This window comes from Lactococcus sp. dk101 (assembly GCF_009601055.1).
Taxonomy (GTDB): domain Bacteria; phylum Bacillota; class Bacilli; order Lactobacillales; family Streptococcaceae; genus Lactococcus.
The window spans coordinates 82162-96789 of sequence record NZ_WITI01000008.1 but is presented as its reverse complement, the minus strand read 5'-3'; the positions used below and the strand labels follow the sequence as shown (position 1 = coordinate 96789).

At 37.8% G+C, this 14628-nt stretch carries 11 protein-coding genes and 2 pseudogenes; 9 read left to right on the top strand and 4 right to left on the bottom strand.

Features of this window, described 5'->3' with window-relative positions:
• Positions 1 to 184 precede the first annotated feature (184 nt).
• From GHI45_RS07495 to GHI45_RS07460, 8 genes and pseudogenes are all read left to right on the top strand, one after another.
• A complete protein-coding gene (locus GHI45_RS07495; protein ID WP_147780116.1) occupies positions 185 to 691 on the top strand; it encodes a cell division protein in 507 nt (168 codons plus the stop codon).
• Between the two features lies 1 nt (position 692).
• Positions 693 to 2014: pseudogene (locus GHI45_RS07490) on the top strand (glycosyltransferase).
• A gap of 83 nt (positions 2015 to 2097) precedes the next feature.
• Positions 2098 to 2520 (top strand): GtrA family protein, encoded by a 423-nt coding sequence (locus GHI45_RS07485; RefSeq protein ID WP_147780117.1) that lies wholly within the window; start codon positions 2098 to 2100, stop codon positions 2518 to 2520.
• A 221-nt stretch (positions 2521 to 2741) separates the two neighbouring features.
• On the top strand, positions 2742 to 3662 hold the full coding sequence (locus tag GHI45_RS07480) for a helix-turn-helix domain-containing protein (protein ID WP_147780118.1): 921 nt from the start codon (positions 2742 to 2744) through the stop codon (positions 3660 to 3662).
• A gap of 90 nt (positions 3663 to 3752) precedes the next feature.
• Positions 3753 to 4205, top strand: coding sequence for a hypothetical protein (locus tag GHI45_RS07475; RefSeq protein ID WP_147780119.1), 453 nt, complete (start codon positions 3753 to 3755; stop codon positions 4203 to 4205).
• Positions 4206 to 4336: 131 nt separating this feature from the next.
• Entirely contained in the window at positions 4337 to 5833 is a 1497-nt protein-coding gene (gene glpK / locus GHI45_RS07470; RefSeq protein ID WP_147780120.1) for a glycerol kinase GlpK, read from the top strand.
• A gap of 11 nt (positions 5834 to 5844) precedes the next feature.
• On the top strand, positions 5845 to 7674 hold the full coding sequence (glpO, locus tag GHI45_RS07465; RefSeq protein ID WP_147780121.1) for a type 1 glycerol-3-phosphate oxidase: 1830 nt from the start codon (positions 5845 to 5847) through the stop codon (positions 7672 to 7674).
• Between the two features lie 26 nt (positions 7675 to 7700).
• Positions 7701 to 8438: an MIP/aquaporin family protein gene (locus GHI45_RS07460; RefSeq protein ID WP_147780122.1), complete on the top strand. Its 738-nt coding sequence runs from the start codon at positions 7701 to 7703 to the stop codon at positions 8436 to 8438.
• 270 nt (positions 8439 to 8708) lie between these two features.
• Here the strand turns inward: GHI45_RS07460 and GHI45_RS07455 are convergent, their stop codons facing one another.
• The 3 genes from GHI45_RS07455 to GHI45_RS07445 form a co-directional block, all read right to left on the bottom strand.
• On the bottom strand, positions 8709 to 9806 hold the full coding sequence (locus tag GHI45_RS07455) for a family 20 glycosylhydrolase (RefSeq protein ID WP_187230096.1): 1098 nt from the start codon (positions 9804 to 9806) through the stop codon (positions 8709 to 8711).
• A 118-nt stretch (positions 9807 to 9924) separates the two neighbouring features.
• Positions 9925 to 11037, bottom strand: coding sequence for an FAD-binding oxidoreductase (locus tag GHI45_RS07450; RefSeq protein WP_147780124.1), 1113 nt, complete (start codon positions 11035 to 11037; stop codon positions 9925 to 9927).
• A 115-nt stretch (positions 11038 to 11152) separates the two neighbouring features.
• On the bottom strand, positions 11153 to 13510 hold the full coding sequence (locus tag GHI45_RS07445) for an HAD-IC family P-type ATPase (protein ID WP_147780125.1): 2358 nt from the start codon (positions 13508 to 13510) through the stop codon (positions 11153 to 11155).
• A 305-nt stretch (positions 13511 to 13815) separates the two neighbouring features.
• On the opposite strand from GHI45_RS07445, the gene GHI45_RS07440 reads away from it, so the two are divergent.
• The gene (locus GHI45_RS07440) at positions 13816 to 14181 is read left to right on the top strand and encodes a hypothetical protein (RefSeq protein ID WP_147780126.1); all 366 of its coding nucleotides are present in this window, start codon (positions 13816 to 13818) and stop codon (positions 14179 to 14181) included.
• Between the two features lie 31 nt (positions 14182 to 14212).
• On the opposite strand, the pseudogene GHI45_RS07435 reads toward GHI45_RS07440, so the two are convergent.
• Positions 14213 to 14556: pseudogene (locus tag GHI45_RS07435) on the bottom strand (DUF1622 domain-containing protein).
• Positions 14557 to 14628 lie beyond the last annotated feature (72 nt).

The following is a 14628-nucleotide window of genomic DNA, read 5'->3' as shown; positions in this document are numbered from 1 at the left end:
AACAAAAACTTTGGGAAGTGTGCTATAATCGTTCATATCAGTCATGCCCTTTCTAAACTTAGTTGGTTAAGAATAGAATAGCATGGCTGGTTTTATTTTGCATTAAAATCAACTAGCAATTCGGGTAGTATTTTTATATTTTTTAGTGATAAAATTAAACGTTAAATAAATTTAAGGAGATTAAATGTCTAAAGTTACAAATATAAGCAAAAAAGTAGATGAAAAATTTGTTAGTGATCCCTATTTTGAAAAAAAGCATTTCGGTTTGAAATTCTATCAAACTCTAATTGCAATTTTGGGGTGGTTTGGTGTTATCTTGCCTTTCCTTTGGTTGATGGTGCCTTTTCTTTCTTCACATCCTGATTATCCGATAAATTTTTTATATTATAAAGAAGAACTTCCAACTTTTCAATTTTTGGCTCTTTTTTTAGGGATCATTTTTGTTGCGATTTTAATTTTATACATTTCCTTAACCCTCAAAAACAATGATAATTATAAAAATAAACTATCAACTCAGATTAAATTCAATGAAGATCAAGTTGAAATCAGAAAAAGAATTTTGGAAAATGAGTACACGAAGCGCTTTGGAAGTGCGGAATTCAGAAAGTCAGTAAAGAGTTATACCATCAAAGAAGAACAAAATTTTGACACGCATTTTGTCCAAGAATTATACAGAATAGGAGAAGAATAAATTGATAAACCTTGTTAACACTGGATTTCCAGTATTGGATATTACCCTAACTGTATTATTCTTAATTCTTATCACCTATCCAATCATCGGTGCTTTTCATGGTTTATTGGAGCCTTCTGCTACAATAAAATATTCAAATACAAACAAAAGGAATGGTTTGAAATTCCTTCTGAAATTGAACCCCTCATTACCATCATGGTTCCTGTCCATAATGAAGAAGTTGTCATTAAAGACACGATTGACTACTTGATGACCAAGCTTAACTACAGCAATTATGAAGTTTTGGTCATGGATGACGGATCGACTGACAGTAGTCCAGAAATTTTAAAAGCTCTTCAAGAAAATTATGATAAATTACGGGTCATTAGAGTTGAAAAAAATAAAGGAAAGGCCCATGCCTTTAACCTCGGTATTGCCTTTGCAAACGGAAAATTGATTTTGAGTAATGATGCAGATACAGTTCCTGAACCCGATGCTCTGAAACGCTATATTAACCTGATGACACGTCCAGAAAGTCGAAATATTGCTGCCATTACTGCCAATATGGATGTCCAAAATCGAACAACACTTTTGGGAAAATCTCAAACCGTTGAATTTTCCAGTATTGTAGGGATCATCAAACGGACGCAACTCGGTGTTCTTGGGAGCCTCTATGCCTATAGCGGTGCTAATACAATGTATCGGAAAGATGCCCTAATCGACGTTGGACTTTTCCGTCAAGATAGAGCGACTGAAGACATCAGTATTGCTTGGGATCATCAAACGAATGGTTGGCTATCTATTTTTGCTGCTGATATCATGTTTTATATGGAAGTTCCAGAAACTTTAAGTAGCCTATATAATCAACGTAAAAGATGGGCAAAAGGTGGAACAGAAGTTTGGTTAACCAACTTTAAAAAAGTCTTTTTCCGTCCTTTTGAACACATTGGAAGAACGGTCATGTTTATCGACCAAACTTTTAGTATCGTATGGTCATTCTTTTTCTGGATTAGCTCAATTATTTATCTGATTACCTTGTTCACTTTTGCTTTCCAAGGAAATTTTGAACGTGTCTATCACATGATTACGATGGCCTTTATTTTTGTATGTTTTGAAATGGTAGCTGGTACTCTTCAACTTTTAGCCTCACTTATCATTGATGACCAGGCACGAAAATTCAAATACATGCTCTTTGCACCGCTTTATATGTTGCTTTTTTGGATGGTCAATGCCCTAACAATCGTAACAACATTTGTCCCAGCAGTAAAAACAATCTTAGGATTGGGTTCTGGAACATGGAAGTCTCCTGAAAGAAAAGGCCTCCAGAATCGGACAAACGGCTAAGAAAAAAATATCAATTATCTTTAATTTTTGACTCAGTTAGATAATTCTGATAAAATCAGAATTATTAGAAATGGAGTGCTTCAATGAGACAAGATTCATCAAAAACAAGTCGAGAAGGAAAACAAATTGTTCTGTATCTCTTATGGGGAGCCTTGACTGTAGCCGCAAATCTCATCATTTTTTACCTCTTGAATAATAAGTTAGGGATGGCTTATCAAGCCGCAGAAATTATTGATTGGATTATCATTTTATTTATTTCCTTTTTTGTCAATAAAGTGCTGGTCTTTAAATCAACGACCCACCTTAACTTACGCGAATTCTTATATTATGCTTCCTCAAGACTTTGTACGCTCCTTGTGGAACTTGCACTTTTATGGTTCTTTATCAGCTTATTAAAAAATGACGCCATGGTCAGTAAAGTCATTTCACATGGCACCGCGCTAATTCTTAATTATTTATTTAGTAGAATTATCTTTAATAATAAAAAAGCAACCTCAGCTCATTAAAACGGAAAGTAAGTGATTTCTAACAGATTTTACTTGCTTTTTTTGTTGTGATTTCTAAAGGCTAGTCTCCCTGATAGATAGGAGTTCATTTCATATATTTCTGTCCAACTGAATTTATATGTTTGATAATCTATCCATAATAAGATATTATTAAATCATAAAATTAAATTATTATTATAAAATATTTAAAATAAATTTAATATTAGTCAAAGGAGTTTGGTGTGAAATTTGAAAATCTACTCGATAAAAGAGAACAAATGCAAGTCGAATTGTTGAGACGGCTCATACAAACTAATGGACGTACCTCAATTCAAAAATTAGCGCTCGACTGCAATATTTCACGTCCTTCTCTAGATACATACTTGCAGAGCCTTGAGGATTTAGGAAGTCAAATGGGAAAGTCCATTTCTATCAGTCGCTTAGAAAATGACGTTGTTTTAGAACTAGATAAGCGTCTGTCTTTTAATGAAATTGTCGAATTTTTACTCCTTGATGCAACAAAATATCGCTTCATGAGGCTACTTCTTGAAAATCAAGAGCTGAACATGATTGATTTATCCGAGAAACTCCTTGTCAGTGAATCGACACTTTTTCGAAAAATCAAAGAGTTGAATCATGACCTCAAAGAATTCAATCTCCAGATCAAAAATAATAAACTGATTGGAAATGAAGAACAGATTCGCTACTTTTATTTTCTGCTTTTCAATGGCGTGCAAAAAGGAAAACGACCTGCTTATCTGCTACGAACAGAAGAAAAAACCAAATTTATATTGCATGCGGAAGAAAGTTTGCGTTTAAGTTTTTCAGAAGTGAATAAAGATCAGATTTCATGCTGGATGGGGATTGCCGAACAGAGAAATAAATTCACTGCCATTAAAAAGGAATTTTTATTAGCGCAAAAGCAGATTTATCAGAATGATCATCTCTATCAACTCTTAGATTCCCTTTTTTATCAAGAAATCTATCAAAATTCAGACATCAATCATTGCGAAACCATGCTTTTTTATAGCTTTTGTGTTTCATTCTTTATTTTGAATCAGGAAGATGATTACCGCTTTAATATTTTTCGGAGTAAACAAATCCCTGCTGTCATGCTTAATGTGACTATTAGAGAAAAAATGCTTGCCCATTATCACATCTGACGCCTAGGCATTGCAGATGAAAAAGCACTTGAATATCAGTTAGCTCAGGTAAATAACCGCTATTATTTCTTTACTGGTAGTCTGACTTTCGTGGATCAAAAGATCATTTTATCAGCACAAGAAAAAATGCTAAAAGCAAATCTCGTTCAGTTTTTAGAAGAACTGACTTTTGAGGCAACGAAACTGTTTAAACACCCGCATCAATCCATAAGTTCGATTTTAGACCTCAAGTTTGGCTATGGAAATAGCCTCATCTTACTGGAAAATTATTCTGCGCCAACGCTCATCATTCAATATGATTTTAGTAGCACACCTACTTATCAAATTGCCTTAGAGCAAATGCTTCTCAATCAGCTCAGAAGCATTGAATCCATCAGTCTTATTCCCGCAAAAGAAGGAACTTTTTATGATTTATTGATTAGTTCCAACCGTGATGACATCAGAGAAAAAATCACTTATCTCTCAGAAGCTACACCAGCACACGATGTTGTCAAGATAAAGGATAAAATTGACACATTAAAAAGACAAAAAAGCAACATTTAGGTCTGCTTTTTTATATTAAAATAAAACGTTTTCATTTTTTTAGAAATTTTAATATTTTTGAAAGTATTTAATTTGAATGACATGTTATAATAAAAGCCATAAAGTAAACGATTACAAAAAGGAGAAAATCGATGCAAGAAAAATCTTACATTATGTCAATTGACCAAGGAACGACAAGTTCTCGTGCCATCATCTATGACAAAAAAGGAACCCAAATTGGAAGTTCTCAAAAAGAATTTACCCAATATTTTCCAGAAGAAGGTTGGGTGGAACACGATGCCAACGAAATTTGGAATTCTGTTCAATCTGTTATCGCAGGTGCCTTTATTGAGTCTAGTGTAAAACCTGACCAAATCGCGGGGATTGGGATTACTAACCAACGTGAAACAACGATTATCTGGGAAAAAGCAACTGGGCGTCCAATTTATCATGCGATTGTCTGGCAATCAAGACAATCTTCACATATTGCTAACGATTTGAAAGCGAAAGGTTATGAAGAACTCATTCATGACAAAACAGGCTTGGTTGTTGACTCTTATTTCTCCGCAACTAAAATCCGTTGGATTTTAGACCATGTCGAGGGTGCACAAGAACGTGCAGAAAAAGGTGAACTGCTCTTTGGAACCATTGACACATGGCTCTTATGGAAATTAACGGATGGTGAAGTTCATGCGACAGACTACTCAAATGCCAGTCGTACCATGCTTTACAACATTCATGACTTGAAATGGGACACTGAAATCTTAGAACTTCTGAATATCCCTCAAGCATTGTTGCCAAAAGTGGTGTCAAATTCAGAAGTTTATGGCACAACGAAAGGTTTCCATTTCTTCGGTTCAGAAGTTCCAATTTCTGGCATGGCAGGTGACCAACAAGCCGCACTGTTCGGTCAAATGGCCTTTGAACCTGGCATGATTAAAAATACATACGGGACAGGCTCATTCATTGTCATGAATACAGGCGAAAAACCTCAACTTTCAAAAAATAATTTGCTCACAACAATTGGTTATGGCATCAATGGAAAAGTTTATTATGCCCTTGAAGGAAGTATTTTCGTAGCTGGTTCATCAATTCAATGGTTACGCGATGGCCTCAAAATGTTGAAAAATTCAAGTGATTCTGAAGCAGCCGCATTGAATTCGAAAAACAAAGATGAAGTTTACGTAGTTCCAGCATTCGTTGGACTTGGCGCTCCTTATTGGGATCAGGAAGCGCGCGGTGCTATGTTTGGTTTAACACGTGGCACAACCAAAGAAGATATTATTAAAGCGACCCTACAAGGTATTGCTTATCAGGTTCGTGATGTTGTCAATACCATGGAACAAGATACAGGCATTGAAATTCCTGTGCTAAAAGTGGATGGCGGTGCAGCCAACAATGAATATTTGATGCAATTCCAAGCGGATATTTTGGATATTCCACTTCAACGTGCCAGTGATCTTGAAACAACAGCGCTTGGTGCAGCTTTCCTTGCTGGCTTGGCTGTTGGTTACTGGAAAGATACCGATGAAATCAAAGAAAACTATGAAGCAGGAAAGATTTTCCAAGTGAAAATGGAAGAAGAGCGACGCGAAAAACTTTATTCAGGTTGGAAAAAAGCGGTTGAAGCCACTCGTATTTTTAAATAAGGAGAGATGAAATGACTTTTTCAAAGAAAACAAGACAAGAAGCAATCAAAAATCTTAAAGACAAGCAATTAGATGTCTTGATTATCGGTGGTGGAATAACAGGTGCTGGTCTTGCTGTTCAAGCGGCAGCATCGGGTATGTCAACTGCCTTGCTTGAAATGCAAGATTTTGCAGAAGGAACCTCCTCTCGGTCAACGAAATTGGTTCATGGTGGCATTCGTTATCTGAAAAACTTTGATGTTGAAGTTGTCTCTGATACTGTAACGGAACGTGCGGTCGTTCAAGGAATTGCACCACACATTCCAAAACCAGATCCGATGTTACTGCCAATTTACAACGATGAAGGCCCAACAACTTTTGATATGTTTTCTGTCAAGGTCGCGATGGACTTGTATGACCGCTTGGCAGGAGTTGAAAATACACCATTTGCAAATTATACAATTTCACCAGAAGAAGTCCTGCGTCGTGAACCATTGCTTAAGAAAGAAGGTTTGCAAGGGGCTGGGGTTTATCTTGATTTCAGAAATAATGACGCTCGACTTGTCATTGACAACATCAAAAAGGCGTCTGAAGATGGTGCGATTGCTTTAAGTAAAGTAAAAGTAACAGACTTTTTGTATGAAGATAGAAAAATCGTAGGTGTTAAGGCAAGGGACCTTCTTTCGGGTACGACTTTTGAAGTGAAGGCCAAACTTGTGGTTAACACGAGTGGCCCATGGGTTGATAAAATCAGAACCCTCAACTTTACGCGTGCAGTGCTTCCAAAAATGCGTCCGACTAAAGGGGTTCACTTGGTCGTCGATGCAAGTAAGCTGCCAGTGCCACAACCCACTTACTTTGATACGGGCAAAAAGGACAAACGCATGGTCTTTGCCATTCCGCGTGAAAATAAAACCTATTTTGGAACAACTGACACGGATTATACGGGCGATTTACAACACCCTACAGTCACTCAGGAAGATGTTGATTACTTGCTTGAGGTCATCAATTATCGTTACCCTGAAGCTCATCTGACCATCAATGATATCGAGTCTTCATGGGCAGGTATCCGTCCGCTTCTTGCCGATAACTCAGGAAGTGACTATAACGGAGGCGATAATGGTGCCATTTCAGAGGAAAGCTTCAAAGATGTCATCAACATTGTGACTCAATTCCAAAAGAAAGAGGCGACAAAAATTGAAGTGGAAGCTGTCTTGAATCATTTGGAATCAAGCTTGGCTGAAAAAGGCGACGCCCCATCTTCTGTTTCTCGAGGCAGTTCTCTGGAGCAAGAAGAAGATGGCTTAATCACACTTGCCGGTGGTAAAATCACAGATTATCGTAAAATGGCAGCAGGTGCCATGACTTTGATTGCTCAACTTTTGAAAGAAAATTATGGCTTAAGCTTCAAGACGATTGACTCAAAACATTATCAGATTTCTGGTGGTGAATTTGATCCAACTCAAGTCACTGAAACTGTGGCTGAAAACATGAAAGCTGGTTTGGCAGCAGGCCTTTCTGAAACTGAAGCAAGATATATCGCTGACTTTTACGGCATGAATGCGCTCAAAATCTTTGCTTATGCTAAAGAAATGAATGCTTATGATGGGCTTAGTCTTGCGGAATCAGCATGTTTGCGTTATGGCTTGGAAGACGAAATGGTGCTTGTACCAGCGGATTACTTGCTTCGCAGAACCAATCATATCCTTTTCCAAAGAGAAAGTTTAGACAGTATTCAAGACGCTGTAATAGCTGTTATGGCTGATGTTTTGGAGTGGACAGCAGACGAAAAAGCTGCAAATATTGAAACTTATAAAAAAGTACTGGCTGAAAATGATTTGGCAGACTTAAAAGCGAATTAAATATGAAGTAAAGAAAGAGGTAATTTATGCATTCGGAGATGGTACAGTTATTAGGAGAGTTCATCGGGACTTTTGTCTTAATCTTGCTAGGTAATGGGGGCGTAAGTGGTGTCGTTTTGAAGAAAACCAAAGCTACTGGAGCTGGTTGGATTGCAATTACACTGGGTTGGGGCTTTGCCATTATGATGGGGGTTTATGTGTCAGGCTTTATGTCCCCAGCACACTTAAATCCAGCGGTAACAATTGCCATGGCTTTGATTGGAAGCTTTTCATGGGGTATGGTTGTCCCTTATATCATTGCACAAATGCTTGGTGCAATGGTTGCAAGTATTGTTCTTTATTTGATGTATTTACCACATTACAAAGAAACAGAAGAACCTGCTGATATTTTGGGAACATTTGCAACAGGACCAGCCATTCGAAACAATTTTTCTAATGTGTTTAGTGAAATCGTTGGAACTGCCATGCTGGTTATTGCTATCTTGGCCTTTGGTCAATATGACATTACTCAAACCAGCGGTGTATCGCCCATGCTTGTCGGTGCGATCATTACAGCCATTGGGCTCTCATTAGGTGCAACAACAGGATATGCCTTAAATCCAGCTCGTGACCTAGGACCACGTATCATGCATGCCATCTTACCAATTGAAGGTAAGGGAGATTCAGATTGGTCATACGCATGGATCCCTATCGTTGGCCCAATCATTGGTGGTGGACTTGGCGCGATCCTTTTCCAAGCGGTTATCAATTTTGTAGCCAAATAAAATAATAAAAAAACTTTCTTATTCAAGTATGAGAAAGTTTTTTTTCGGGATTATGGATAAGGATTAAAAAATAAGCTAATAGGGTCATTTTGGGAGAGTGGCTTCTCATTTCTTTGTATTTCTTCAGAAAAATAGTATTTTGCGAACAGTTATAGATTAATATGAAATCATTCTTCTCTGGGATTATTTGGAAAATAAAGCAAAAAAACAGCCGATTGATGCTATGGACTGTTTGATAATTTGATATGCTTACTTCCGTTTTAACTTTGGTTATGGTAAAACAATTCGTTCGATGAGACTTGTGATGGCTGAGATAGAAATGGCACTCGAATTCTCACCCCAAAATGAGATTAAGCTACCAGTATTTTGAGTATTTTCAGTTGTCCACCATTGACTTTCTCCATCAATCACCTCTTGGAATAAACTTGAATTTGAGATGTTTTTTAAGTAATTCAAAAAATAATTTTCAGAATTTATATCACCAATATTTGACAAATGATAGGTATTGCTGTAATCATTAGCGTTAAGGACTTGAAAGCCAGCATTTAAGAAATCACTGACACTTGCTCTAGTAGCCCCACGGTTAAGCAGTTCTTCTCCTTGCGTGTGTCCTGCTTGTGACCAATAATAGATAAGGATTGAAGTGTTAAGCTTAGGAACTTCACTTTTTAAGATTGAGTCATTCCAGATAATGGGCGTATAACCATGTGCTATACTGTCAGTGCTGACCTGATTTATAAAAGTTGTGAGGTAGTTTTCATATAAGCTGTCACTTCCTGGAACTTCGTCTGCACCAATCACGAAGGCTTGTGTTTGTTGTCCTTCAAAAATGGGGTATAGTTCAGCAGCAAGTGTTTTAGCCAATTCAATTGATAATGGATTGGTATAATCAAGTGTGTTATCATCCATATATAATTGCTGATAGAAGTCTGGGTGACTTAATTTCAAGGCGTTCAGAATGGCACCAGCATGCGATGGTAAATCCAAGTCTGGAATGATTGAAATTTGGCGTTGAGCTGCATACAAAACCAATTCTCGTAAATCTACTATTGAAAAAGCATCCGAATTTGTATTTTGCAGATAGGTTGACTGATACATTAGGCGTTCGGAGTCCCCGAGTCTTAAGGACAAATTGCTAAATTCTGATGTTTGTAGCGCATCAATGAGGAGCTTCATTTCATCTAGCGTTAATGGGTGTCTGGCCAAATCAAAATTTAGTGTCCCTCCCTGCGTCAGCGAGGGACTTGCAGTTATTGTGGTTGAACTGTTCTCAGTCGTATCAGCATAAACGTGACTCGCAGTCACGAAGATGAGTACTGTGATGATTGCGCCAAATAAAACATGTTTGAACCATTTTATATTTGGCATTTTCATTCCTCCTAAAATAAAAAAACAGTAAGTAAAAACATTATATTATACAATTTATATTATATAATTTATGATAATATTTTTCTATTACTGTATGATTATTCAGTGAAGAAAATTTTTATTTCTCTGTTGGCCATACGTAAAGCGCCATTTCTTTCTGAAAGGCACTGGTTTCCCACTCTTTTGAGGAATGATTGATGTAATCAGCCATCAGATAGGCAATGTAAGGGCCTGTTGTCAGCCCTGACGAACCGAGCCCGCTTGCTAGCATCAGATTTTTCTCGGTCTCAATTGGTCCAAAAAATGGTGCAAAATCTTTCGTATAGGCACGGGTTCCGACACGGTAATGATATGGGAAATCAAGAACTTGGTCATCCTTTAAAAAACGATGCACGCCTTGTGTCAGTTGGTCATAGGCTGCTTGAGTTGGCGCAAGATCCCAACCCGCTTCATTTTCATGCGTTGCGCCTAATAAAATTTTTCCATCTTGAAAAGGAATTAAATCTGCTTCTCCTTCCAAAAAGGCAACGGGCCATTGCCCTGTTGTGAAAGATGTATCAAAAGATAAAAGCTGACCTTTTTGAGCAGTAACGGCCGCGGTGTAGCCCAAGGGTTGAAGCATTTGATTGAGCGCTGGCCCAACTGTCAAAACAAGCTGATCAAAAAGAAATCCGTCTGTGTCAGTACTGACAAGCCATGAATTTTCCTTTTTTTCAACTTTCGCCTGTGCACTAATAAAGCTTACACCGCGTGCTTGGGCGCGTTTTTTGAGCGCTTCAAGATAAGCCTTTCCATCAAGTCTTGCACCACCAGAAATATACAAACTTTCTGTTGATTTCAACAAAGGGAGCATCGCGCTTGTTTCCTCAGGCGAAAGAAGACGGATGTCTCCGATTTCTGGGGCTTCTTTCTTCCGCTCGATAGCGAGTTCTTCAAGAGCCTTTAGAGCATCTTTGTCGCGGACAAACAAGCTTCCACATTTTTCATAAATGCTTTCGTCAAGCTCAAAATCAGCAACCAGTTGTTCCAAAAATGCCGCACCATTTTTTGCGAGGAGATACCATTTTTTATTTCTTCTTTTTGAGAGCCAAGGAGAAATGATTCCCGCACTGGCTTTCGTTGCTTGATTGTGACCAGCATCAATGAGGGTGATTTCAAATTGTTCTGGGTCGATATAATTGGCTAAGGTCATTCCGATGATGCCACCGCCAATAATTGCTATTTTTTTCATCTTTTCATTATACCACAGTTCTTAAAAAGGAGATTTTGCTAGTGATAAGTTACTTTGAAAGCTTGTCAGAGCTGACGGCCTTGTAAATCCAATAAAAAAAGCCTTGCGGCTTCTTTTATTTTTCCTTGACATTGGCATGATAAATCAGACTCACCAGTTTGATGGCTAGCATACAAAGGATTGTTGGAACAATAAAGTAAAGGTATTTTATTGACGTGGTGCCGATGAAACGTGAGATGGGTGTGATAAAGTAGGTGGTATAAAAAATCAGCATGGAAAAGAGGATAACATATTTTTGGTAGTTGCTCAAGGGTTTGCAAATCATGTATAGGACAAAGAGTTGGAGGCTCCCAATAATGAGCGTCGTATCTGTGATAAAGAGGCGCGTTGAAATTTCTGTTGGACTGGTTACGCTGTAGATTGGTCTCGAATTTGTCCAAATCATGAAGGTAAACATGGCAACACCGATCAATATGCCGTAAGGCACCATTTCTTTTACGATGCGATCGAGGAAATTATTTTTAATCCGTTGCACATCATTTTCTAGAATGAGAAGACTACTTGGCACGCCTATCGTCAATACACCAACCAGCGTCAGATTGATTGATTCAAGTGGAAAATGGTTCACTGTAAAGAGCATGAGCGCTACAAAAACAATGGTGTATATCACGCGCAATAAGCTCATACCAGCGACACGATTGATGTTATTGATTACCTTGCGTCCTTCTCGCATAATCAGTGGCACTTTTGAAAAATCATTGTCTAAGAGCACGAATTGAGCGACGGATTTGGTGGCGTCCTCGCCATTTCCAAAAGCAATCGCACAGTCTGCATTTTTAAGTGCAAGGACATCGTTAATGCCATCGCCAACCATGGCAACCACGTGTCCATTTTCTTGCAACTGCTTGATAATCTCACGTTTGTCTTTAGGTTTGGCACGTCCATAAATGCTGATACCCTCAAGGTCGAGTGTTGGCTCTTGCTCAAGATTAACTTGTGAGAGGTCAATGGCATTTCCGTCAATCCCAACCTCTTTTGCAATGGCAGCCACTGTATCCATGTGGTCACCAGAAATGACTTTAATGTCAATCTGTTGGCTCTTGAAGAATTCAATAATTTCAAGTGCTGATTGTTTTGGTTTGTCTTGAATAAAGAAGAGACTGAGGAGTTCACTTGATTTCAGAATATCTTTATCATCGATTGGCTTGAGACTGTGCACCAATGCGAGCACACGATGACCTGTTTTTGCAGCCTGATGAATGGCTTCTTCTTGTTCAGCCGTATAGTCAGCACTGACAATATCAAAAGCACCAAGAATGTAAGTCCCGTCAGCTATGACTTGAAGGGCTTGATATTTATTGATGGACGAAAAAGGCAAGAATTTCTCGAAAGCCAAATTTTCTTTTGCTTGATTGTACTTTTCTTGCAGGGCTAAGGTCGTTGCGTTGCCATCTTTGTCTAACTGGATAAATGTGGACATGATTTGGTCAACTTTTTCTTTTTCAGAAAAATAACGCACGTCAGATAAGGTCATTTTACCTTCTGTGATGGTTCCTGTCTTATCAAAACAAACCGTATCCACACGTGCTAACGTTTCAATGGCAGGCAAGTCTTGAGCCAAGACTCTTTTTTGCGACAGCTTTACAGCACCAATTGCTAATGCGCCAGAAGCCAATAAAACCAACCCTTCTGGGATGAGACTGGTAATGGCTGTCACACCGCCAATGAGCAGTAATTTTTTCGAGTCTGGAGAGGAGAAATTGAGGTCTGTGAAAAACATTTGATTTAAGAAAATAATCAAAGAGACTGGAATAACCAAAAATGCAATGACTTTTAAAATTTTATCAATATCAATTTGTGTTTTTGATTTTTTCGTTTTGATTTTCTTGGCTTCAAGGGTCAGCGTATTGATGATGGTGTCCTCGCCAACAGCAATGGCACGCATGGCACTTTTGCCTTGAACAATGATAGAGCCAGAATAAATCTTATCGCCGCTGTTTTTTTCAATCAGCTCAGACTCCCCCGTAATCAAAGACTCGTCAATATAAACTTTTTCGTCCAGATTGACCACATCAACTGGGACTTGACTTCCCTTCTCAAGCAACAAAATGTCATCAATGACAATTTCTTCTTTCGGTAGCAAAACTTCTTGGTCAGATCTGACCAGACGAACGGCACTGATTTCGTCAACCGAGATTTTATCAATCAAGCGTTTGGCTTTGATTTCTTGAAAAATACCAATCCCAGTGTTGACCAGAATGGAAATGATAAATAAGAGGTTTTTATATGAACCTACCATAATAACAATCACTGCAAGTAAGGCATTGATTAAATTAAAGAGGGTTAGTGAATTTTTTAAGATGATTTCTTTGATGCTTTTATTATTGACACTCGTAATCAGATTGACTTGACCCTTTGCCATGCGTTCTTCTACTTGCGCATGACTCAGTCCTGAATGCTTTATTCTATCCATGTCTGGTTCCTTTCTTTTTGAAAGCTTACATGTTCTTGTAACTATTTTACCATAAGACTGTCACTTTGTAGCTTACCATAGTGTAAGGCAGGTCAATAAAAGAAGAAAGCTGTTACATTTTCTGATACATATTCCTCTTTTGTATAAATATGTATCTTTAAGTCTGACAATAGGTTATAATATAATTGTATGTATGAAAGCACATACATTCCGCTCCTATTGTCCACAACTCACCAGATGGGCTTTTTTATTTTCAAAATAAAGCGTATAATAATAAATAAATGACAAGATAAAAGGAAATCCAAATGAATAAAATAAATTTATTTTTCCCGACAGTAAATAATAACACGATGGATACGATTATTTCAGTACCGACACCCAATCCATTTGATGCAACGCTCAATCTGGTGGCAAAGCTCATCATTGACGGAATGCCCAGTCAGTACCAATTTCGGCTCAAAAGTCCCAACAGCATTATTTTTGATAAGCAGGCTTTACCGCTGGAAGTGTCTATGATTGACTTAGGAATTGGCGGTTTAGTCAATATTGACTTGATTTTAAACATTACGCTTCATCATGCACAAGCCCACCAATGCCATGATTTCACACTTGAGCTTTACAAGGAAAATCAACTGTGTGATTATTCGACCACCAGCTTATTTTTCATCTAAAAAAACTTCTGTCAGTGCTGACAGAAGCTTTTTATTTATTGTATTCCTTATTACCTTCTTCGATTTCTTTATTTAAGAAATAAGAAATAAAGGTTCGAATGACAACGATAATTCCCAGTTTAGCAATGTCTTGGAAGGTTGGTTGATAATGGTTTCGATGATATCGGCCACGATCAAAAACTCAAGTGACAACAAAATGTAAGAGCCAAGATAGGTTTTAATCCATTGGTTGCGCGTGACTGGATTGGTATTACGGTCGCTTAGCATTCGAATAAATGCTGTCAGCGTGCCATAAAGTATAATGAGGATTGAAATGCCGTTGATAAGCAAGACGGAAAAAGAGAAAATATAGTGCTTAATAAATTCATAAATCATCAAGAGTCTCCTGTTTTTATATGATAAAGCAGTTACTTATGATTTATATTATACAATAAACCGACAAAAAGA

Coding starts and splice junctions, on each gene's coding strand:
- GHI45_RS07495 (WP_147780116.1), top strand. CDS start 185: ATGTCTAAAGTTACAAATATAAGCAAAAAAGTAGATGAAAAATTTGTT.
- GHI45_RS07485 (WP_147780117.1), top strand. CDS start 2,098: ATGAGACAAGATTCATCAAAAACAAGTCGAGAAGGAAAACAAATTGTT.
- glpK (WP_147780120.1), top strand. CDS start 4,337: ATGCAAGAAAAATCTTACATTATGTCAATTGACCAAGGAACGACAAGT.
- glpO (WP_147780121.1), top strand. CDS start 5,845: ATGACTTTTTCAAAGAAAACAAGACAAGAAGCAATCAAAAATCTTAAA.
- GHI45_RS07460 (WP_147780122.1), top strand. CDS start 7,701: ATGCATTCGGAGATGGTACAGTTATTAGGAGAGTTCATCGGGACTTTT.
- GHI45_RS07455 (WP_187230096.1), bottom strand. CDS start 9,806: ATGCCAAATATAAAATGGTTCAAACATGTTTTATTTGGCGCAATCATC.
- GHI45_RS07450 (WP_147780124.1), bottom strand. CDS start 11,037: ATGAAAAAAATAGCAATTATTGGCGGTGGCATCATCGGAATGACCTTA.
- GHI45_RS07445 (WP_147780125.1), bottom strand. CDS start 13,510: ATGGATAGAATAAAGCATTCAGGACTGAGTCATGCGCAAGTAGAAGAA.
- GHI45_RS07440 (WP_147780126.1), top strand. CDS start 13,816: ATGAATAAAATAAATTTATTTTTCCCGACAGTAAATAATAACACGATG.